We start from the raw sequence: 20,756 nt of genomic DNA, 5'->3' as shown, positions 1-20,756 counted from the left end.
GGTGAACCCTATGTGCTCGGAAACAGGGCCCGGGCGCGGCCGGGGCCGGGAGAGACGAAGACGGCGTCCGCGGTGACCAAGGGCACCGACGGGGTCTCCTCGGTGCTGATCGAGCCGGTCACGAAGGCCTTGCGGTCCTCGGTGCCCGTGACACGGGCGTGGACCCGCAGCGGTGTCTCCACCGGCACGGGCCGCCGGTAGCGCATCCCGAGCGAGACGGTCATGGCCGGGCTTTTGGCCGCATAGCAGGCCCAGCCCATGAGTTCGTCCAGCAGCATGGCGCTCATGCCGCCGTGCACATATCCGGGCGGCCCCTCGTGCGCGATGCCGAGCGTGCAGTGGCCGACGACGCCGTCGCCGTCGGGAGCCACCCGCAGGGGCGGGGCGAGAGGGCTGCCGAGTCCGGTGACGGGGCTGTACATCCGCACTCCGCCGGGGAACTCGTCCACGGCGGGGATCTCGGCCCGCCTCCGCCGCCGGCCGGTCAACTGCCCTGTCAGCCCGCGCACTTCGTCCGCCATGCGGTGCAGGATCTCGGTCGGGGCGGCGGTGGTGACGGTGGCGTCCACCAGGGTGCGCAGTTCGTGGCCGAGCGCGGCGATAGCGGTGCGCTGGTCGTCCGGTTCTTCGGTTTCGGGGAACGGGGTTTCGGTGGGTGGGGCAGTCATCGGTCTTCTCGGTCAGGTGCTGTCGCGGACGAACACGGGCTTGAGATGCTTCTCGGGCAGGGCGTCGGGGAGCTGCTCCCAGTCCAGGACGTGGGAGACGACCCGGGCGGGGTCGACGGTGCCGGAGGCGGCGAGCGCGAGGGCGTCGGGGATGTGGGCGCGGACGTTGTCGCGGGCGACGCGCAGCGTGACGCCGGTGAGGTACATGTCCAGCAGCGGCAGCTCGCCGGCCCGGAAGTGGTTGCCCGCGGACTCGCAAATCCCTTCCGGAGCAAGGCACTTGACGGTCTGGGCGAGCTGGTCGACGCGGCCGGTGGCCTCCACCGCGAGGTCGAAGCCGTGCCGCACGGGTTCGAGCGTCTCGGCGGTACGGGCGCCGAAGCTCTCGGCGAGCTTGCGGTGTCCGGGGTCGGGGTCGACGTACAAGATGTCGGAGGCGCCGAGCGCGCGGGCGATGTCGCACACGTACAGGCCGATGCTGCCGCGTGCGACGACCAGGACGCGTGCGCCGGGCCGGCTCTTGAGGTGCGGGGCCACCAGCCGCCACGACAAGGACCAGTTGTCGCCGGCAGAGGCCATGGCGACCGGATCGAGGCCGTCCGGCAGGGGGACGAGCATGGCGTCCGCGTACGGCACCCGGACCAGGTCGGAGAAGAGGCCGCCCCAGCCGCCGCCGATCGGCGCCCCGTACATGGCCGTGTGCGGTACGGCCGTGCAGTGCGCCGTCAGTCCGGCGCGGCAGTGGCCGCAGCTGCCGCAGTTGATGGACCAGGGGACGACGACCAGGTCACCGGTTGCCACGGTGGTGACGGCGTCCCCGGTGTCGACGACCCGGGCCACGCACTCGTGGCCGAGGGCGAAGGGAGGATCCAGGAACCCATGTCCGGCCAGGATCGCCGAGTCGACGTCGCAGGAGGTCGCGGCCACCGGGGCGACGATCGCCTCCCGGCCGGACCGGAGCGCGGGGTCGGGGGCCTCGCGCCACTCGACCGAGTGCCGGGCGACGTAGGTCAGTTCACGCATCGGCCTGCTGCCCCTTCTGCCCCTGCGCGAGGGCGACCAGGTCGGCGTAGCGGATGACGGAGCCGCCCGCCCCCCAGGTGCCGTCGGGCTGCTCGTGCACCAGCACCCACACCCGCGGGGCGCCGGCCTCGGCCAGCCCGGCGGCCGCGAGCACCGTCTTGGTGGCGTCCTGGACCAGGCCCGCCTTGCGGCGCTCGGACACCGCACCCTGGGGAACCGTCACGTCGACGAGGAAGCGGGGCGCGTCGTCCTCGGCGGTGGTCTGCGCACCTTCGGGCAGCTCGACGAGGTAGCTCCAGGCCTGGGCGCGGAAGAACGCGGTGTCGGGCGCTCCCTCCCAGCGCAGCAGTACGGCGGCCAGATCGCGCTGGACGGTCTTGCGGCCCTCCTCGGTCAGCGAACCGGACGGGACGGTGAGCCGGATCATCGGCATGACGAGGTCCTCTCTGGTGTTCAGTCTGAAGGTCGGCAAGGTCTATGACGGTCGTTATAAACGAGGGTGAGGCTAGACTATGACGGGCGTTATAGCCAGTGGGGTTCGAAGAGGGAGCACGGCCGTGGCCAAATCCAGCGCACCGTCGCGCGAGCGCATCGTGGCCGGTGCGGCCGATCTGATCAGCAGGCGCGGCCTGAACGCCACCAGCATTCGCGAGCTGGCCAAACACGCCAAGGCGCCGCTCGGCTCGACGTACCACTACTTCCCCGAGGGCAAGGGGCAGTTGGCCACCGAGGCGGTGCGGTACGCCGGCGGAGCGGTGGCCCGCATCCTGCGCAGGGAACTGGACGCGGGCCCGGTCGCCGGCCTGCGCGCCTTCCTGTCCCTGTGGCGCGGCATCGTGATCGAGAGCGACTTCCGGGCGGGCTGCCCGGTGCTGGCCGTCTCCGTAGAGGAGCCGCCGGCCGGCGAGATGCCGCCGGCCCTCACCGCCGCGGCCGAGGCGTTCGAGGACTGGGAGCAACTGCTCGCCGAGGCACTGCGCAAGCACGGCGTCGACGGCGATCAGGCCCGCGGCCTCGCGGCCCTGATCGTGGCGTCCGTCGAGGGCGCCATCGCCATGTGCCGGGCCAAGCGCAGCATGCAGCCGCTGGACCGGGTGGCACGGCAGCTCGAGACGCTGATCGCAGGGGTGCTCGACGGTTAGGGTCTGGCCGGGGGATCGGCTCGGTCGATGAGTTCGGTCGGACTCAGGCGCCCATCGCCGTGCGGATCGCCTTTGCCTTCTCCTCGGTGAACACCCGCTCTCCAGGAGGGAGAGGATGGAGAGGACTCTGCCGCCGGAACCCCAGCTGCCCTCGTCGACGACCCGGAAGTTGACCCACCAGGCGGGCGACGGCTCCGGCAGTCCGCAGGCTTCCGCCAGTGCGGCGAGGACGCGTTCGATGACCTCGGCCCTGACCTCCCGGCGCCAGTCTCCGTCCATGACCGCCACGTCGATCACCATCACGTCGAGTCCCTGACCGGCGTCCGCCGGCAGTCGGCCCCCTATGGCCATCATGTCCGGCTCGCGCTCCACGAAGTGCACCTGGAATCCGGTCCGGGCGGCCGGCGCGAACTGGCCGACCTCGGGCACGAGTACCGCGTCCGTCAGTGTCTCGGCCAGCGTGCGGCGCTGTTCGAGGCCCAGGCGGCCCTTCGGGCTGTTCACGGTGATGACGGTCACTGCCTGTCTCCTATGGCGATCGTTATAGGGCGATCTTGCAGCAGTTCTATAACGGGTGTCATACAGCTGCGCTGAGTCGCCCCGTTGCTCAGAAATACCCCTGGGGGTACCCGTGCTAGTGTCGGAGACATACCCCACGGGGTATTTGAAGTCACTCCAGCGGAAGGGAGCGCCTCGTGTTCTTCGTCGACACGATCGAAGTGGCCGGCCTCGGCAACCGGAGCTACCTGGCGGGCGGCAGGCTGACGGCCGTCGTGGTGGATCCGCCGCGCGACATCGACCAGGTGATCGGGGCGGCGGCCCGGCGGGGGGTGCGGATATCGCACGTGGTCGAGACCCACGTGCACAACGACTACGTCAGCGGCGGCCTGGAGCTGGCCCGCGTCACGGGCGCCGCCTATCTCGTCCCCGCCGGCGCCACGGTCGGCTTCGAGCGGGTGCCGGTCGGCGACGGGCGCCGTGCCGAGGTCGACGCCGACGGCGGGTTGGTGCTGCGCGCGTCGGCGACACCCGGCCACACCCCGCACCACACCTCCTACGTCCTGGAGGAGGACGGCACGGCGGTCGCGGTGTTCACCGGCGGGTCGCTGCTCATCGGCACGGTCGGACGCCCCGACCTGGTCGAACCGCGCCTGACCGAGCGCCTCGCCCGCGCCCAGCACGCCTCCGCGCACCGTCTGGCGGCCGAACTGCCCGACGACACGCCGGTCCTGCCCACCCACGGCTTCGGCAGCTTCTGCTCCTCCGCCCAGGCGGAGGGCGGGGCCACGACCATCGGCAAGGAGAAGGCGTCCAACGACGCGCTCACCCGCGAAGTGGACACCTTCGTCGCCGACCTCCTGGCCGGTCTGGACGACATCCCCGCCTACTACGTGCACATGGGCGCCGCCAACGCCGCGGGCCCCGCGCCCGTCGACCTCACCCCGCCCGTCGTCGCCGACGCCGACGAGATCGCTTCCCGGCTCGCCGCGGGGGAGTGGGTGGTGGACCTGCGCAACCGTGTGGCCTTCGCCGAAGGACATGTCGCCGGCTCCGTCAACTTCGAGGCCGAGGGACAGCTCGCCACCTATCTGGCCTGGCTGATCCCGTGGGGCAAGCCGCTGACGCTGCTCGCCGAGTCGGCCGGACAACTCCACGCCGCCCAGCGCGAGTTGACCCGGGTGGGCATCGACCGCCCGGCCGCCGCGGCCACGGGCGATCCGTCGGACTGGGTGCGTGCCGGCGAGGCTCCGGTTTCCTTCCCGCGCGCCTCGTTCGCCGACCTGGCGGACCGCCGGCGCGACGGGCAGGGGCGCGGGAACGTGGTGGTGCTCGACGTCCGCCGGCAGAGCGAGCGCGCGGGCGGCTCCGTGGAGGGGGCCGTCCACATCCCCGTCCATGCGCTGCACCGGCGGCTCGGCGAGGTCCCCGAGGGCCAGGTGTGGGTGCACTGCGCCGGCGGTATGCGCGCCGCCATCGCGGCGTCCGTGCTGCACGCCGCCGGCCGGGACGTCGTGGCCGTCGACGACGCCTTCGACGCCGCTCAGAAGGCCGGACTGACCGTGAGGGGCGGATCATGTCGTTGAACCTGTTCCGGCGCGGACCCGGCCGGGTCGGTGCGCGGCTGGCCGCGGAGTGCACCGGGCACGTGGACGGTGTCCCGGCGGAGCGGGACGCCGTACTGCTGGACGTCCGTGAGTCGTACGAGTGGCAGGCGGGGCACGCACCCGGCGCGGTTCAGGTCTCCCTGTCCGCGCTGATGGCGGGCGCGGCACTGCCCGAGCAGCTGGCGGGCCGGCCCCTGGTGGTCATCTGCCGCTCGGGCAACCGTTCCCGGCAGGCGGCCGAACTCCTGGCCGCACGGGGCGCCGAGGCGGTGGACGTGATCGGCGGGATGCGCGACTGGGCCCGGCTGGGGCTGCCCGTGGTGGACGGGCACGGCGAGAGCGGAACGGTGACGTGAGCGTTCTCCTCCTCGCGCTGCTGTCCGGTGCCGTCATCGGTGTGGCGCTGGGCGCGCTCGGGGGAGGCGGCAGCGTCCTGGCCGTCCCCGCCCTGATCTACCTGCTCGGTTTCACCCCGGTCGCGGCCACCACCGCCAGCCTGGTCATCGTGGCCGTCACCACGGCCGCCGCACTGCCCGCGCACGCCCGGGACGGCCATGTCCGCTGGCGCACCGGACTGCTGTTCGCGGCCGCGGGCATCGGACCCGCCATGCTCGGCGGCCTCGTCGCGGCACGGCTGCCGGCGGCCGTACTCACCGCGGCCTTCGCCCTGGTGGCGCTGGTCGCCGCGGTGCGCATGCTGCGCCCGCGGCCCGGCTCGCCCGATGCCGCCGTCCGTGCGGTCCGCCCCGGCCGCGCGGCCGCGGCGGGGGCCGGGCTCGGGGCGGTCACCGGAGTCCTCGGGGTGGGCGGCGGTTTCCTCGCCGTACCGGCCCTGGTGGGTGTCCTCGGGCTGCGCATGCGGGCGGCGGTGGGGACGAGCCTGCTGGTCATCACCCTCAACTCGGTCGCCGCCCTGGCGCTGCGCGCGGGTACGGCCGACGGGCTGGACTGGGCCGTGATCGGACCGTTCGCCGGGGCCGCGGTCCTCGGAGCCTGGGACGGCAAGCGCCTCGCCACGAAGGTGTCGGGGCAGGCGCTTCAGCGGATCTTCGCCCTGGTACTGCTGGGTGTGGCCGGGCTCATGCTGTTCGGCCCGGCGGTGTGACGGCCGCCGGCGCGTGCGGGCCGTGTCACGCCAGTGACAGGAACAGCTTCTCCAGCCGGGCGCGCATCTGCTCGACGTCCTCGCCGTTCCTGCGGCCGGACCCGACGTCGGTCAGGCACTGCTGCAGACCGGTGGCGATGATGGCGAAACCCGCCCGGTCCAGGGCCCGGGAGGCGGCGGCGAGCTGAGTGATGACGTCCTCGCAGTCACGCCCCTCCTCGATCATCCGGATCACCCCGGCGATCTGGCCCTGAGCGCGACGCAGCCGGTTGAGCACTGCCTTCAGTTCCGCACCCGCGAGCTCCATGTCCACGACGACTCCTCCGTCAACGTATACCCCTAGGGGTACTGTACGTCCCGGTTCGGGACGGTGTCGAACACACACGAACAAGGATCACAACTGCCGTGACTGCTTCCCCCGTTCCCTCCGCCCTCGCCACCGACCAGGTCCATGGCCTGCTCCACCGGCTGACCGTCATCGACGTGCGCACGCCCGGCGAGTACGCCTCCGGCCATCTGCCCGGTGCGCTCAACATCCCCCTCGATCAGGTCCGTCGCGCCCTGCCGGACATCCGGCACGCCGCCGAACGCGGCGAGATCCTCGTCGTGTGTGCCTCCGGGGCCCGCTCGGAGAACGCCTGCAAGCTCCTGGCCGACCAGGGCGTCCCGGCCGCGACGCTGGCCGGCGGCACCGGTGCCTGGGCCGCCGCGGGACACGACCTGCACCGGCCGGCGGCCCACAAGCCGCGGACTGCCTGGGGCATGGAGCGCCAGGTGCGGTTCACCGCGGGCACGATGGTGCTCGTGGGCCTAGCACTCGGCCTCCTCGTGCACCCGGCCTTCCAGCTCGTCTCGGCGGCCATCGCGGGCGGCCTGGTCTTCTCCGCCCTCACCGACACCTGCGGCATGGCGGCCCTGCTCGGCAGGCTCCCGCACAACCGCCCCCGCCCGGCCGACCTCGCCGCCGCGCTGACGGCGCTGCGCGGCCGGTGACCCGTCCGCGGACGGGGCCGTGCGTGAGCCGGCCCCGCCGCCCGTTCGCCTCACTTGTTGCTCGCGCCCGGGGCGGGCAGCCGGCCGCCCGCCGCTTGCCCGCGCGGCGCAGGGGCTGGGCTAGTCTGGCAGCGGAGGTGGTCAAGTGGCAGAAAAAACAGGGGAGTTGACGGATTCACCGGAATCCACGACCGTCGTCGTGATCGGCGCGGGCCCGGCGGGTCTGACCGTCGCCAACCTGCTGCGACGCAGCGGTATCGACTGCGTCGTCCTGGAGCGCCGCAGCCGTGAGTACGTGGCGCAGCGCCAGCGGGCCGGCATCGTCGAAACCCGCGCCGTGCGGATGTTCGACTCCTGGGGGCTGGCCGACCGCGTCCTGGGCGGGATCCCGTACGACGGCATCCTGGAGCTCCGGGTGGACGGCGAGAGCCACCTGGTGTCCGACAACGACGGCTCCGAAGGCCCCCGGGCCCGCCTCTGCCCCCAGCAGGTACTGGTCCAGAAGCTGACCGCCGTATACCTCGCCGACGGCGGCGATCTGCGCTTCGAGGCCGCCGACGTCTCCCTGCACGACCTGACCGGCGACCGCCCGACCGTCCGCTACCGCACCGCCGACGGCGCCCTCCGCACCGTCAGCTGCGCCTTCGTGGCCGGCTGCGACGGTGACCACGGCATCAGCCGCACCGCCGTCCCCGACGGCGCGCTCACCGCGTACGCCCAGGACCACGGCATCGGCTGGCTCACCGTCCTCGCCGACGCCCCGCCCCCGGCCCACCCGCTCCTCGCCGTCAGCCCGCACGGCTTCGCCGCCCACTTCCCCCGCGGCCCGCAGGCCAGCCGCTACTACCTCCAGTGCCCGCCCGACGACCACCCGGACGCCTGGCCCGACGCCCGCATCTGGGACGCCCTGCGCACCCGGCTCGCCGACCCCGCCCTCCCGGTCGGCCCGATCACCGACCGCGAGACCTTCCGGCTCCGCAGCCTCGTCCACGACCCCATGCAGTACGGCCGCCTCCATCTCGTCGGCGACGCCGCTCACATCGTCTCGCCCATGGGCGGCAAGGGCATGAACCTCGCCCTCCACGACGCCGACGTCTTCGCCCGAGCCGTCCGGGACGCCGTCCGCGACGACGACGACACCGCCCTGCGCAGCTACTCGCAGCGCTGCCTGCGCCGCGTCTGGAACGACCAGGAGTTCTCCCACTGGCTCACCCGCACGCTCCACGACGCCGGCGACGCCGCCGAATCCGGCCCCTTCCACCGCAACCTCGCCCGCGCCCGCCTCGATCGCCTCCTCACCTCACCCGCCGCGGCCCACGCCTTCGCCGAACTCATGACGGGGCTGGATCTGACCGAGTGAGTGCCGAGCGAACACCGAGTCAGAGGACCGACCGATATCGGATCGCGTCGGACGGCTGCGAACTGGCACGCTGCGCCCCATGGACCGCGCGGAGTTGCTGCTCATCGGAGGACGGGCCGGAGTCGGAAAGACGACGGTCGGGTGGGAGGTGTCGGCGCTGCTGCGGGCCGCCGCGGTCGCTCACGCGATCATCGACGGTGACTTCATGGGCCAGGTGCACCCGGCCCCGGAAGGCGACCCGCGGCGTACGGCGATCACCGAGAGCAACCTGACCGCGGTATGGGCGAACTTCGCCCGGCTCGGTTACCGCCGCCTGATCTACACGAACACGGTGAGTGTGCTCCCTGAGGCGGCCGGCATGTTCGAGCGCGCCATGGGGGTCGACGTACGGGCCGTACGGGTCCTGCTCACCGCCTCCGACGCCACCGCCCGAGAGCGGCTGGTACGCCGGGAACTCGGCTCGGAGCTGGAGAAGGAGCTGGAGGGCAGCGCCCGCAAGGCCCGGATCCTGGACCGGCGGGCTCCGGCGGAGGCGGTCCGTGTCGTGACGGACGGCCGCACCGTCGGGGACATCGCGCGCGAGGTGGTGGCCGCCACCGGCTGGGCACGGCAAGGGAGTTGATCCTGTCCAGGGGCCACTGGCAATCGCCGGGCCGCGCCGTAGGGTGGCGCACATGAGCATCGACGATGTCGCGCTGCGTCCGGTGGCCGAGGCCGACCTGCCTGTCATGGAACGGTTCCTCATCGACCCGGAGACCGTCGTGCCCTTCCAGTGGTGGGGCTGGTCGGACACCGGGCGCTGGCGGCGCCAGTGGGCGGAGAACGCACTGCTCGGGGACGACGGAGGGCATCTGATGGTGGTGCGCGGCGCGGAGCGGCTGGGGTTCGTCGCCTGGCGGCAGGTCAGGCCCACCCGGACCACCACCTACTGGAACATGGGCATCAATCTGCTGCCGGAGGCCCGCGGACGGGGCGTCGGGACCGAGGCGCAACGGCAGTTGGTCCACTACCTGTTCGCGAACACCACGGCCGTACGCATCGAGGCGGACACCGAAGCGGACAACTTCCCCGAACAACGCGCGCTGGAAAAGGTCGGGTTCACCCGAGAGGGCGTCCTGCGCAGCGTCGCCTTCCGCGACGGGCAGTGGCGTGACGGCGTGCGCTACAGCATCCTGCGCGGCGAACCGGCCTGAGCGCCTCGCTCTTCCCGTGTCACCAGGTCAGCGCCTGCCGGCTCGGGCCAGTGCGTCCTCGGCCTGGGCGGTCAGGGCGCCGACCAGGTCGGCCGCGGACGGCAGGTCGTGGATGAGGTCGACGGCCTCGCCGGCCCAGTGCGGCAATGCGGGGATCGTGCCGCGTGCCAGGGCGTCCTGATACTCCTGCCGTGCCTCGGGCGTGGCAGCGAGTTCGTCCTCCCGGCCCCGCCAGCTGTCGAGGAAGGGGTGGCCGAGGGTACGCGCGGAGTACCTCGCCGGCCATCGCGAGGCGCGGGCGATGTCCAGCACCCGGTTGCGCTCGGTGTCCTCCCCCCGCCCCTCGACGATCGCCCTGGCGGTCGCGGGGGCGACCAGGGCCTCGGCGGTGGCCTGGAAGCGGGTGCCGATCAGCGCCCCGTCGACCCCCAGGGCCAGGGCGGCCGCCACGCCGCGGCCGTCGGCGATCCCGCCGGCCGCCAGCACCGGAACCGGCGCCGCCAGGTCCACCACGACCGGCACGAACGGCAGCGTGGACCGACCGTGCCGGGCGCCGTGCCCGCCCGCTTCGGTGCCTTGTGCCACGATCACATCGGCGCCCAGGTCCAAAGCCCTGCGGGCCTCCTCCAGGTCGGTGACCTGAATGATCAGCGTGGTGCCCGCTTCGCGGATGCGTTCCGCGAAGGGGCCCGGGTCGCCGAAGGACAACATCACCGCCGCCGGACGGTGTTCCAGTGCCCGCACGACCACATCGACGTCGATCGCCCACGCCTGAAAGCCGATACCCCAGGGCTTCCCGGCCACTCCGTCGGCCGCCAGAGGCAGTTCACGGGCCAGCCACTCCTGATCCCCGTTCCCACTGCCCAGCAGCCCGAGCCCGCCGCCGCGCGAGACCGCCGCCGTCAGGGCGCCCCCGGCGGACCCGCCCATCGGGGCGAGAGCGATCGGATGCTGCACACCGAACAGTTCCGTGAACGCCGTGGACAGTCCCATGGCCGCCATTCTCCGACGGCAGAAAAAACCAAGGCAAGGAGGTCACGCACTCCTTGCCACTTTCAACTTATAGCGCAGTGGGGGGCTTGCGGCAAGGACCCGGTCGTGCCGCACAATCGCACGTCGAGGCCACAAGCTGCGGAAATGGGAGACTCACGAAGTGCATGTTCTGTCTGGTGACATGACCCCCCGGACCACCAGTGCGTTCGACCTTCCCGACCGACTCGCCCCCAAGGCCGACCCGGCGCTGATCGCCGGCGACGAGCAGCACTTCGCGGCCATCGCGGAGAGCCTCGCGCAGACGATCGCCGAACTGTCCGCCCAGCTGGACACCGAGCTCAAGAGTCCCGGCGGCATCGGCCGGCAGGCGATGGACCGGGACATCGAGGTCCACCGGCTGACCGGCCGGCTGCGCGCACTGCGCCGTTTCGGCCTGGACCTGTGTCTCGGACACATCGTCGGCGCGGACGACCCCGAGCCCGTCTACATCGGACGCCTCGGCCTGACGGACAGCACGGGCCGGCGCCTGCTGCTCGACTGGCGCTCACCCGCCGCCGAGCCGTTCTTCGCGGCGACCCACGCCCATCCGATGGGCCTGGCGAGCCGCCGTAGGTACCGCTGGACCCGAGGCCGTATCAGCGACTACTGGGACGAGGTGTTCACCGCCGACGGGCTCGAAGGGCGCGCCGCGCTCGACGACCAGTCCGCGTTCATCGCCAGCCTGGGCAGCAACCGTTCGGCCCGGATGCGGGACGTGCTCGCCACCATCCAGGCCGACCAGGACGCCATCATCCGGGCCGGGTCCCGGGGCGCTCTCGTCGTCGACGGCGGTCCGGGCACCGGCAAGACCGTCGTCGCGCTGCACCGCTCCGCCCACCTGCTCTACGCCGACCCCCGCCTCGGTCACCGTCGTGGCGGCGTACTGTTCGTCGGTCCGCACCGCCCCTACCTGGACTACGTCGCCGACGTCCTGCCGAGCCTCGGCGAGGAGGGTGTGCAGACCTGCATCCTGCGGGACCTCGTCGGCGAAGGAGCCGACGCGAGCGTCGAGACCGACCCCGACGTGGCCCGTCTGAAGTCGTCGGCGGAGATGGTGAAGGCGATCGAGAAGGCCGTCCGCTTCTACGAGGAACCGCCCACCGAGGGCATGACGGTCACCGTCGCCTGGACCGACATCCGGCTGAGTGCCGACGACTGGGCCGAGGCGTTCGAAGCGCCGGAACCCGGCACCCCGCACAACGAGGCGCGTGAGCAGATCTGGGAGAAGCTGGTCACGATCCTGGGGGACCGATACGACGGCGACGACCTGCCGCCGAAGCAGTTCCGCAGGGCGCTGCGGCAGGACCGGGAACTGGTCGGGGCCCTCAACCGGGCATGGCCGATGCTCGAAGCGGCCGACCTGGTCGGGGACCTGTGGTCGGTGCCGGCCTATCTGCGGATGTGCGCGCCCTGGCTGACTCGCGACGACGTCAGCAAGCTGCAGCGGGCGGATGCCCAGGCCTGGACGGTGTCCGATCTGCCGCTCCTGGACGCCGCCCGGCAGCGGCTCGGCGACCCGGCGACGGCCCTGCGCAAGCGCCGGCACGCGGCCGACATCGCCGCCCAGCGCGAGCGCATGGCGCAGGTCGTGGACAACCTCATCGACGCGGTGGCCGACTCCGGCGCCGACGGTGACGACGGCGAAGGCCTGGTGAGGATGTTGCGCGGCCAGGACGCCAAGGTCAGCCTGGTCGACGAGGCCGAACTGACCGTCGCCGAACCGGATCTGCTCGCCGGCCCGTTCGCGCACATCGTCGTGGACGAGGCCCAGGAACTCACCGACGCGGAGTGGCAGATGCTGCTGCTGCGCTGCCCGTCGCGGAGCTTCACCATCGTCGGTGACCGCGCGCAGGCCAGGCACGGGTTCACGGAGACGTGGCAGGAACGGCTCGAACGGATCGGACTGGACCGGGTCGGCGTGGCCTCCCTGAGCATCAACTACCGCACGCCGCAAGAGGTCATGACGGATGCCGCGCCGGTCATCCGGGCCGTTCTCCCGGACGCCAACGTGCCGACCTCCATCCGCAGCAGCGGCCTTCCCGTCGTCCACGGATCCGTCGCGGAGCTGGACTCGATCCTCGACACCTGGCTCGCCGCGCATGCCGAGGGGATCGCCTGTGTCATCGGCGATCCCGCGTTCCCGGCGACGTCCCGGGTCCGATCGCTGACCCCGGAGCTGTCGAAGGGGCTCGAGTTCGACCTGGTCGTCCTCGTCGACCCGGAGGGGTTCGGCACGGGCGTCGAAGGAGCGGTCGACCGGTATGTCGCCATGACCCGGGCGACGCAGCAACTCGTCGTCCTCACAAGCTGAAAACCTTTGGCAGACCATCGGAGCCCCTAGTAGGTTCCCTTCAGGAACTTAGTGCTGTCGAGGAGGAACCCGCCGTGTCCCAGCAGACCTGGACCGCCGTCGACGACTACTTCAACGGCCTGCTGGTCGAGGAGGACGAAGCCCTGCTCGCGGCCGCCACGGGCAGTGAGAGGGCGGGGCTGCCGCCGCACCAGGTCGCCCCCAACCAGGGCAAGCTGCTGAACCTGCTGGCGACGATCCAGGGTGCCCGCTCGATCCTGGAGATCGGCACCCTCGGCGGCTACAGCACGATCTGGCTCGCCCGTGCCCTGCCGGCGGACGGCCGCCTGGTCACGCTGGAGGCCGACGAGCACCACGCCGCCGTAGCCGCCGCCAACGTCTCCCGCGCCGGACTCGACGACATCGTCGACCTGCGCGTCGGGACGGCCCTGGACGCACTGCCCCTGCTGGCGGACGAGGGGGCAGGCCCGTTCGACCTGGTCTTCATCGACGCCGACAAGCCCTCCAACCCCGCCTACCTGGAGTGGGCGCTCAGGCTCACCCGGCCAGGCAGCGTCATCGTCGGCGACAACGTCGTCCGTGAAGGCGCGGTCACCGACCCGGCCGACACCGACCCGCGCGTCCAGGGCGTCCGTCGCTTCACCGAGCTGATCGCGGAGCACCCCCGGCTCACCGCCACCACCCTCCAGACCGTCGGCGCCAAGGGCTACGACGGCTTCTGCCTCGCCCTTGTCACCGCCTAGCAGGACGGGGGGCAACCGCATAGCCCGCGTGGTCGAGTTGTCGTACTACCGTCAAGGGCTGTGCCGCGGTGCCGGCCCGCGAGGCGCTGCTGACGCCCGCCGGTCTCGCGCACGACCGGAGGCTCAGGGTCGTCAGCGAGGCGGGCGTGCACCGCACCCAGCGCAGGGACCCGACTGGCCCTGATCCGGCCCGCCATCAGCGACGACGGCCAACGACTCGGCCTGCGCGCGCCGCACGCCGACCGGCTGGACCTCCCGGTGGACACGTCGGACGCCCGCCGACCGGTGGACCTGTTCGGGACCGCCTACCAGGGCATCGACCAGGGCGACACGGCCGCCGAATGGCTTTCGGACGTCCTGCGCACCCCCAGCCGCCTGGTGAGTGTGTCGCCGGACCAGTGGCGGGCACGTGATCCTTCCCGACAAGTCGGGTGGACGCTCGGCCGCGATCTGGACCGGCGGCACGACCGCCGGGCAGAAGCTCGCTCAGTGGGTCGACCCCGGAGCAGCAGTCAAGCGGTGGACCCTCGTTCCACCGACCGACGGCTGCTACAAGCTCCGCTCGGTCCGCCACACCAGTCTGTTCATGACGGTCGCGACCCGGAGCGTCGCCGTCACGCCGGCAACGTCGGTCGACGCGTCCTCGACCCCCGCGGAAGGGTGCCGTCATCACTGCTCCAACGGCCTGGCGAACTACGAGGTGGAGCCGAGGTCAGGCCGGAAGGTCCGCAGCGGCGGACACGGCAAAGGGCAGGGCGGGTGGCGGGCTCATCGTGATATCCGGCTCCGGTGAGACGCCGGTCTGCGTGCACTTCGTCCGTACGGCGGTGAAGCCGGGGGCGCGGACCCCGGCCGCGACGGCCCATGCCATGAGCACGCCCGGCACACCGACATGCACCGAGGCGGATGCACTGGCCGCCGCCACCCTTGGCACAGCAAATGAAACCAGGGCAAAATCGGGCAGGAGGTGCGAGGCGCCACGCTGTCCGGGGCCGTCCAGGCGCTTCACGGAGCGGCCCGTAGGAGACGTGGATGGAGTGGTTGGTCTCGCTGGTCGGCGTCGGACTGGTCCTGGCTGTCCTGCGGGATCTGTTCCACACGCTCTGGCACCCCACCCGCCATGGAAGTGTGAGCCGGCTCGTCATGACGACGATGTGGAGACTGGCCCGGCACTCCCGGGTGCGTCGGCGGGTGGTCGGCCTCGTCGGGCCGCTGGCCATGGTGACGGTGGTGGGACTCTGGGCCGTCAGCATCATCCTCGGCTGGGCGATCATCTACTGGCCCCACATGCCGGGCGCGTTCACGCTCACCCCCGGTTCCAGGGCGGCACAGGAGCCCGCACTGCTCGACTCGGTCTACCTGTCCCTGGTCACCGTCGCCACCCTCGGCCTGGGGGACATCACGCCCGGCGAAGGGTGGCTTCGCCTGGTCTCGCCGTTGGAGGCCCTCGTCGGCTTCGCCCTCCTCACGGCCACGGTGTCCTGGGTGCTGGAGATCTATCCCGCGCTGACTCGCCGACGGGTCCTGGCCATCCGGTTGGCGCTGCTGCACCGCTCGGCTCCGGCGACCGAGCACATCGACACCGTCGCCGGAGCCGCTCTGCTGGACGGCCTCGCCACCGAGGTCGTACGAGTCCGCATCGACTTCACCCAGTACGCCGAGGCCTACTACTTCCACGACGGCGAGGACCACTCCTCCCTGGCAGCCATCCTCGGCTACGCCGTCGCCCTTGGCCGGCAGGGGCAGGTGGCTCGACGGCCGGACGTACGGCTGACCGGGGACCTGCTCGTCGGCGCGCTGGACGACCTCGCCACCATCCTCGACCAGCGCTTTCTGCACACGGGCGGAACAACGACGGAGGTCTTCACCGCGTACGCAGTCGACCACGGCCGGAATGTCACGCGGTCCTGATCGCTGCGGACGTGGCGAACGCAAGGCTGCAGCGAGTACGTTTGTATCGCTACAAGAAAGCGATTGCCGTGCAGCGCCCGCCCCTCACCCATGTCCTCGACCCGACACAGGAGTAAGTCGTGCCCAACGCCACCGCGGTCATCAACCTCGACATCGAGGGCCCGAGGATCAACCGTCATCTCTACGGTCACTTCGCCGAGCATCTCGGCCGCTGTATCTACGGCGGCTTCTGGGTCGGGGAGGACTCGCCGATACCCAACGAGGGCGGTATCCGCCTCGACGTCGTCGAGGCCCTGCGCGCCCTGGACATCCCCAACCTGCGCTGGCCCGGCGGCTGTTTCGCCGACGAGTACCACTGGCGTGACGGCATCGGACCGCGCGAGCAGCGGCCGAGCATGGTGAACACGCACTGGGGCGACGTCGAGGAGAACAACCACTTCGGCACCCACGAGTTCATGGCGCTGTGCGAGCTCCTCGGCGCCGAGCCGTACATCAGCGGAAACGTCGGCTCCGGCACCGTGCGGGAGATGAGCGAGTGGGTGGAGTACCTCACCCGTGACGGCGACAGTCCGATGGTGCGGCTGCGCCGGGCCAACGGCCGCGAGGAGCCCTGGCGGGTGAAGTTCTGGGGCATCGGCAACGAGACCTGGGGCTGCGGCGGCAACATGCGCGCCGAGTACTCCGCCGACCTGGCCCGCCAGTACGCCACCTACTGCCGCGACCACGGCGACAACAAGCTCTACCGCATCGCGTCGGGCGCCTCGGACGCCGACTACAAGTGGACCGAGACGCTGATGCAGCAGATCAGCTGCTTCGGCTGTGAGGCCACCCCGAAGAACTTCTTCCAGGGCCTGTCGGTGCACTACTACACACTGGCCGGCCCCTGGGAGGCGAAGGGCAGCGCGACCGTCTTCGACACCGACGACTACTACCGCACCGTGGCCGCGGCCCGCCGCCTCGACCGCATCCTGACCGGTCACTCCACCGTCATGGACGTCTACGACCCGGGCCGCACGGTCGGGCTGGTCCTGGACGAGTGGGGCACCTGGTGGGACGTCGAGCCGGGCACCAACCCGGGCTTCCTGTTCCAGCAGAACACCCTGCGCGACGCGCTGGTGGCCTCCACCCACTTCGACATCTTCCACCGGCACGCGGCCCGCCTGCACATGGCCAACATCGCGCAGACCGTCAACGTCCTGCAGGCCATGCTCCTCACCGACGGCGACAGCCTGGTGCTCACCCCCACCTACCACGTCTTCGAGATGAACAAGGCCCACCAGGACGCCACTTCACTCGCCGTCCATCTGCGCGGCGACGCCCTGCGGCGCACGGTCGGCGACACGGAGCTGGAGATCCTGTCCGCCTCGGCCAGCGTCAAGGACGGGGCGGTGCTGATCTCGCTGTCCAACCTGGACGCCGAGGAGGCGGCCGAGGTGACGCTCGACCTGCGTGGCCGCTCCGTCGGCGAGCCGAGCGCCCGCATCCTGACGGCCGGCCGGCTCCAGGACCACAACGCGCCCGGCACACCGGAGACGGTGGCCCCGCGCCCGTTCGACGGCCTCAAGCCCACCGACCAGGGGCTCACTCTCACGCTGCCGCCGCACTCGTTCGTCACGGTCAGCGCTCCGCTCGCCTGACACGACCCGACCGCGTTCGCCGACGCCGGCCGCGCCCTCGCCGCCTGGGAAGTGCTGGAGCGGGACGGCGGGTGCGCGCCTTGCGGGGGCGACTGGGACCCTCTCCCGGAGGTCGGCAGTCGGCCGGGGCCGTGCCCGCGGCCCCTGCCGCCGGCCGTCCGACGGGAGCGGTGCGCGGGATCCGGCCGAAGTCCTTCAGGGTCCTGCGCATCAGGGGTGCGGCTTAGCATGCGAGTGGGTGACGAGACGGCAGACCGGGGGTGCGGGTGGCAACGATCCAGGACGTGGCGAAGGCGGCCGGAGTCTCACCGATGACCGTCTCGAACGTCATCAACGACCATCCGAACGTCCGCCCCGCGACGCGTGAGAAGGTGCTCGAGGCCATGACCCGGCTCGACTACCGGGTCAACGTCGCGGCCCGCAATCTGCGCAAGGGCCGTACCGGAACCATCGGCCTCGCCGTTCCGGAGGTGGACAGCGCCTACTACGGGCTGCTGGCCGCCACCGTCATCGCCGCGGCCGAACGGCGCGGCCTCAGGGTGAGCATCGAACAGACCGCCTCTCGGGACAACGAGCTGGACGCGCTGTCCCTTTCCCGCAACCGGCTGTACGACGGGCTCATCCTCAGTGCCGCGGGCATGGGGCAGAGTGATGCCGAGCGGCTCAGAGTGGACCACCCGGTGGTCATCCTCGGCGACCGGATCTTCGGCGGCCCCGTGGGCCATGTCGCCATGCCCAACTTCGACGCCTCCCGCGCAGCCACCCGGCATCTGATCGAGCGGGGGTGCCGGCGTATCGCGATCGTGTGCGGGACGGTCGAGGAAGTGGACACCTCCAGCCTGCGCATCGCGGGCTACCGGAAGGCGTTGGAGGACGCGGGCCTGCCCGCTGACCGCGCCCTGGTACAGCAGGTGGACCGGCTCGGCATGCGCGAAGGTGCCGAGCGGGCGCGGGAGATGGCGAACGGAGGGCTCGACTTCGACGGCGTGTTCTGCGTGACCGACTCGCTGGCCATGGGCGTGCTGCGGGGCCTGGCCGACGTCGGGGCGCGCGTACCCGACCAGGTGAAGGTGATCGGCTTCGACAACGTGCCGGAGAGCGAGTTCCTCATCCCGTCGCTCTCCAGCGTCGATCCGGACCACGACGGTATGGCAGAGCGGGCAGTCGACCTTCTGATCGGGCGCATCGAGCAGACCGAGCCCCCGACCCGGCACCAGGACGTCGTCGGCGGCTTCTCCCTGGTGATCCGGGAGTCGACGGGCGGCTGACCGCCTCCTGAGCCCCCGCCGGTGGAAGCTGCGGCTCCAGGAGTACTTCACGCACCTGGGCCACCGACACCACCCCCGATGACGACGGCAGGTACGCCACCCGCCGCTCCTCCCTCCAGGCCGCCGCTGCAGGGGGGCGCACCCCGATGGCTCTGTGGTGGGGAAGTTTTTGCCCGTGGCCGATTCCCGGTGCAGATGGCCCGGGGGCACGCGGCTCCGCGGGTTTCGCCGATGCAAAGTGGGGCTGAAAAGGGCTGATCGAGGGGTCGCTGATGTTACGGCCATGTTGACCACTCGGTTGGTGCGGCGCACCCTCGAATATGCGTGGCAGTTACATCTTCTCTGTCCGTGAGTCGTCGTAGCGTGCAGGAAACCGCAGGTGAAGACGGCGTCGCGGGCAGACCTGGAGCAGGAGGCACCGCATGTGCGGCATCACCGGCTGGATCTCCTTCGACCGCGACCTGCGCACCGAGGCAGCCGTACTGGATGCAATGACCGAGACGATGGCCTGCCGTGGCCCCGACGACCGCGGCACCTGGGTGCAGGGTCCCGCGGCCCTCGGGCACCGCAGGCTCGCGATCATCGATCTGCCCGGGGGCCGGCAGCCGATGAGCGTCGACACCCCGCACGGGTCCGTGGCACTCGTCTACTCCGGGGAGACGTACAACTTCACCGAACTGCGCCGCGAACTCACCGGCCGGGGCCACCGTTTCACCACCGACTCCGACACCGAGGTGGTCCTGCACGGCTACCTCGAATGGGGTGAGCAGGTCGCGGAACGGCTCAACGGCATGTACGCGTTCGCCTTGTGGGACGGCCGCCAGGACAAGCTGGTGATGATCCGCGACCGCATGGGCATCAAGCCCTTCTACTACTACCCGACACCCGACGGCGTCCTGTTCGGCTCCGAACCCAAGGCGATCCTCGCCAACCCCCTGGCCCCCGCCCGCGTCGCACTGGACGGCCTGCGCGAACTGTTCACGATGGTCAAGACGCCGGGGCACGCCGTGTGGGACGGGATGGCCGAGGTCGAACCGGGCACCGTCGTCACCGTCGACCGCACGGGAGTGCGACACCGCGCCTACTGGCAGCTGGAAACCAGGCCCCACACGGACGACCGCGACACCACCATCGCCACCGTCCGCTCCCTTCTCGACGACATCGTGCGCCGCCAGCTCGTCGCCGACGTGCCCCGCTGCACCCTGCTCTCCGGCGGCCTCGACTCCTCCGCGATGACCGCGATCGCCGCACGCCAACTCGGTGAACACGGCGAGAAGGTACGCAGCTTCGCCGTCGACTTCGTCGGCCAGAGCGACCACTTCGTCGCCGACGAACTCCGCGGCACGCCCGACACCCCGTTCGTCCACGACGTGGCCCGCACCGCCCACACCGAACACCAGGACATCGTGCTCGACGCACAGGCACTCGCCGATCCCGACATCCGCGCGAAGGTGATCCGGGCCCGCGACCTGCCCGCCGGACTCGGCGACATGGACGCCTCGCTGTATCTGCTGTTCCGGGCCATCCGGGACCAGTCGACCGTCGCCCTGTCCGGCGAGTCCGCCGACGAGGTCTTCGGCGGCTATCTGCAGTTCTTCGACGAGGAGGCCCGCCGTGGCGGCACCTTCCCGTGGCTGGCGAACTTCCGCCGCCACTTCGGCGAGGACGCCGAGGTCCTGCGCCCGGATCTGCTTGCCTCCCTCGACCTGGACGGATACGTCGCCGACGGATACCGCACCGCCGTCAGCGGTATCCGCCGACTCGACGGCGAGAGCGACTTCGAGTACCGGATGCGGCAGATCTGCCACCTCCACCTCAGCCGCTTCGTCCGCGTCCTGCTCGACCGCAAGGACCGCGCGAGCATGGCCGTCGGCCTCGAGGTCCGGGTCCCGTTCTGCGACCACCGGCTGGTGGAGTACGTCTACAACACGCCCTGGGCGCTGAAGTCCTTCGACGGCAGGGAGAAGAGCCTGCTGCGCGAGGCGACCGCCGATCTGCTCCCGAAGTCGGTGTACGACAGGGTCAAGAGCCCCTATCCGTCCACCCAGGACCCCAAGTACGCCACCGCGCTCCAGGACCAGGCCAAGGAGCTCCTGGCCCAGCCCGCCCACCCCGTCTTCGACCTCGTCGACCGGGACCGCCTCCACCGCGTCGCCCACCGCGCCACACCCGTGAACACACAGTCCGAACGGCGCGGTCTGGAACGCGCGCTGGACCTGGCGGTGTGGCTGGACATGTACCGGCCGGACATCGTGCTCGTCTGAC

Annotated in this window: 22 protein-coding genes and 1 pseudogene; 17 read left to right on the top strand and 6 right to left on the bottom strand. The window is 71.4% G+C overall.

Annotation, left to right across the window (positions count from 1 at the left end; translation table 11 throughout):
* Positions 1-8: 8 nt before the first annotated feature.
* From LJ657_RS46015 to LJ657_RS46005, 3 genes are read right to left on the bottom strand one after another with little or no spacing between them, the layout of a single operon-like run.
* Positions 9-668 carry a PaaI family thioesterase gene (locus LJ657_RS46015; RefSeq protein ID WP_232655697.1) on the bottom strand — a complete coding sequence of 220 codons (660 nt, stop codon included), beginning with the start codon at positions 666-668 and terminating at the stop codon, positions 9-11.
* Positions 669-680: 12 nt separating this feature from the next.
* Positions 681-1,691 carry a zinc-dependent alcohol dehydrogenase gene (locus LJ657_RS46010; RefSeq protein WP_232655696.1) on the bottom strand — a complete coding sequence of 337 codons (1,011 nt, stop codon included), beginning with the start codon at positions 1,689-1,691 and terminating at the stop codon, positions 681-683.
* Positions 1,684-2,124: a tautomerase family protein gene (locus LJ657_RS46005; RefSeq protein WP_232655695.1), complete on the bottom strand. Its 441-nt coding sequence runs from the start codon at positions 2,122-2,124 to the stop codon at positions 1,684-1,686. Before LJ657_RS46005 ends, LJ657_RS46010 begins: the two co-directional genes overlap by 8 nt.
* A 124-nt stretch (positions 2,125-2,248) precedes the next feature.
* On the opposite strand from LJ657_RS46005, the gene LJ657_RS46000 reads away from it, so the two are divergent.
* From LJ657_RS46000 to LJ657_RS45980, 5 genes are all read left to right on the top strand, one after another.
* Entirely contained in the window at positions 2,249-2,833 is a 585-nt protein-coding gene (locus LJ657_RS46000) for a TetR/AcrR family transcriptional regulator (protein WP_232655694.1), read from the top strand.
* 115 nt (positions 2,834-2,948) lie between these two features.
* Positions 2,949-3,149, top strand: coding sequence for a hypothetical protein (locus LJ657_RS45995; RefSeq protein WP_232655693.1), 201 nt, complete (start codon positions 2,949-2,951; stop codon positions 3,147-3,149).
* A 379-nt stretch (positions 3,150-3,528) separates the two neighbouring features.
* Entirely contained in the window at positions 3,529-4,917 is a 1,389-nt protein-coding gene (locus tag LJ657_RS45990; RefSeq protein ID WP_232655692.1) for an MBL fold metallo-hydrolase, read from the top strand.
* On the top strand, positions 4,908-5,294 hold the full coding sequence (locus LJ657_RS45985; protein ID WP_232655691.1) for a rhodanese-like domain-containing protein: 387 nt from the start codon (positions 4,908-4,910) through the stop codon (positions 5,292-5,294). Before LJ657_RS45990 ends, LJ657_RS45985 begins: the two co-directional genes overlap by 10 nt.
* Positions 5,291-6,043: a sulfite exporter TauE/SafE family protein gene (locus LJ657_RS45980; RefSeq protein ID WP_232655690.1), complete on the top strand. Its 753-nt coding sequence runs from the start codon at positions 5,291-5,293 to the stop codon at positions 6,041-6,043. The genes LJ657_RS45985 and LJ657_RS45980 overlap by 4 nt, the downstream gene beginning before the upstream one ends.
* A 25-nt stretch (positions 6,044-6,068) precedes the next feature.
* On the opposite strand, the gene LJ657_RS45975 is transcribed toward LJ657_RS45980, so the two are convergent.
* Positions 6,069-6,356: a metal-sensitive transcriptional regulator gene (locus tag LJ657_RS45975; RefSeq protein WP_232655689.1), complete on the bottom strand. Its 288-nt coding sequence runs from the start codon at positions 6,354-6,356 to the stop codon at positions 6,069-6,071.
* 92 nt (positions 6,357-6,448) lie between these two features.
* Between LJ657_RS45975 and LJ657_RS45970 the strand changes: the two genes are divergently transcribed.
* From LJ657_RS45970 to LJ657_RS45955, 4 genes are all read left to right on the top strand, one after another.
* Entirely contained in the window at positions 6,449-7,036 is a 588-nt protein-coding gene (locus tag LJ657_RS45970) for a rhodanese-like domain-containing protein (RefSeq protein WP_232655688.1), read from the top strand.
* A gap of 145 nt (positions 7,037-7,181) precedes the next feature.
* Positions 7,182-8,396, top strand: coding sequence for a 4-hydroxybenzoate 3-monooxygenase (locus tag LJ657_RS45965; protein WP_232655687.1), 1,215 nt, complete (start codon positions 7,182-7,184; stop codon positions 8,394-8,396).
* Between the two features lie 79 nt (positions 8,397-8,475).
* On the top strand, positions 8,476-9,018 hold the full coding sequence (locus tag LJ657_RS45960; protein WP_232655686.1) for a P-loop nucleotide/nucleoside kinase family protein: 543 nt from the start codon (positions 8,476-8,478) through the stop codon (positions 9,016-9,018).
* 52 nt (positions 9,019-9,070) lie between these two features.
* Complete coding sequence (locus LJ657_RS45955; RefSeq protein WP_232655685.1) at positions 9,071-9,589, top strand: GNAT family N-acetyltransferase; 519 nt, start codon at positions 9,071-9,073, stop codon at positions 9,587-9,589.
* A gap of 27 nt (positions 9,590-9,616) precedes the next feature.
* Here the strand turns inward: LJ657_RS45955 and LJ657_RS45950 are convergent, their stop codons facing one another.
* Positions 9,617-10,582 (bottom strand): NAD(P)H-dependent flavin oxidoreductase, encoded by a 966-nt coding sequence (locus tag LJ657_RS45950; protein WP_232655684.1) that lies wholly within the window; start codon positions 10,580-10,582, stop codon positions 9,617-9,619.
* A gap of 181 nt (positions 10,583-10,763) precedes the next feature.
* Here LJ657_RS45950 and helR point away from each other — a divergent pair, with 181 nt between their 5' ends.
* The 4 genes and pseudogenes from helR to LJ657_RS45930 all read left to right on the top strand — a co-directional run bounded on the left by helR (position 10,764) and on the right by LJ657_RS45930 (position 14,468).
* Positions 10,764-12,932 (top strand): RNA polymerase recycling motor ATPase HelR, encoded by a 2,169-nt coding sequence (helR, locus tag LJ657_RS45945; protein ID WP_232655683.1) that lies wholly within the window; start codon positions 10,764-10,766, stop codon positions 12,930-12,932.
* Between the two features lie 74 nt (positions 12,933-13,006).
* The gene (locus LJ657_RS45940) at positions 13,007-13,675 is read left to right on the top strand and encodes an O-methyltransferase (RefSeq protein WP_232655682.1); all 669 of its coding nucleotides are present in this window, start codon (positions 13,007-13,009) and stop codon (positions 13,673-13,675) included.
* A 19-nt stretch (positions 13,676-13,694) separates the two neighbouring features.
* Positions 13,695-14,089, top strand: a pseudogene (locus tag LJ657_RS45935) (MOSC domain-containing protein); the annotation flags it as partial.
* On the top strand, positions 14,058-14,468 hold the full coding sequence (locus LJ657_RS45930; protein WP_308117149.1) for an RICIN domain-containing protein: 411 nt from the start codon (positions 14,058-14,060) through the stop codon (positions 14,466-14,468). The pseudogene LJ657_RS45935 and the gene LJ657_RS45930, both read left to right, overlap by 32 nt.
* Here LJ657_RS45930 and LJ657_RS45925 read toward each other — a convergent pair.
* Entirely contained in the window at positions 14,388-14,684 is a 297-nt protein-coding gene (locus tag LJ657_RS45925) for a hypothetical protein (RefSeq protein WP_232655703.1), read from the bottom strand. The two genes, LJ657_RS45930 and LJ657_RS45925, sit on opposite strands and share 81 nt — an antisense overlap.
* Positions 14,685-14,707: 23 nt before the next feature.
* Between LJ657_RS45925 and LJ657_RS45920 the strand changes: the two genes are divergently transcribed.
* The 4 genes from LJ657_RS45920 to asnB all read left to right on the top strand — a co-directional run bounded on the left by LJ657_RS45920 (position 14,708) and on the right by asnB (position 20,755).
* Positions 14,708-15,586, top strand: coding sequence for a potassium channel family protein (locus LJ657_RS45920; protein WP_232655680.1), 879 nt, complete (start codon positions 14,708-14,710; stop codon positions 15,584-15,586).
* Between the two features lie 119 nt (positions 15,587-15,705).
* Positions 15,706-17,223 (top strand): alpha-N-arabinofuranosidase, encoded by a 1,518-nt coding sequence (locus LJ657_RS48835; protein ID WP_232655679.1) that lies wholly within the window; start codon positions 15,706-15,708, stop codon positions 17,221-17,223.
* A 266-nt stretch (positions 17,224-17,489) separates the two neighbouring features.
* Positions 17,490-18,491, top strand: a complete 1,002-nt coding sequence (locus LJ657_RS45910) for a LacI family DNA-binding transcriptional regulator (RefSeq protein ID WP_232655678.1) — start codon at positions 17,490-17,492, stop codon at positions 18,489-18,491.
* A gap of 422 nt (positions 18,492-18,913) precedes the next feature.
* A complete protein-coding gene (gene asnB, locus LJ657_RS45905) occupies positions 18,914-20,755 on the top strand; it encodes an asparagine synthase (glutamine-hydrolyzing) (protein ID WP_232655677.1) in 1,842 nt (613 codons plus the stop codon).
* Position 20,756 lies beyond the last annotated feature (1 nt).

The organism is Streptomyces guryensis, from assembly GCF_021261325.1.
Lineage (GTDB): Bacteria > Actinomycetota > Actinomycetes > Streptomycetales > Streptomycetaceae > Streptomyces > Streptomyces guryensis.
This window is presented reverse-complemented; position numbering and strand designations above follow the sequence as displayed.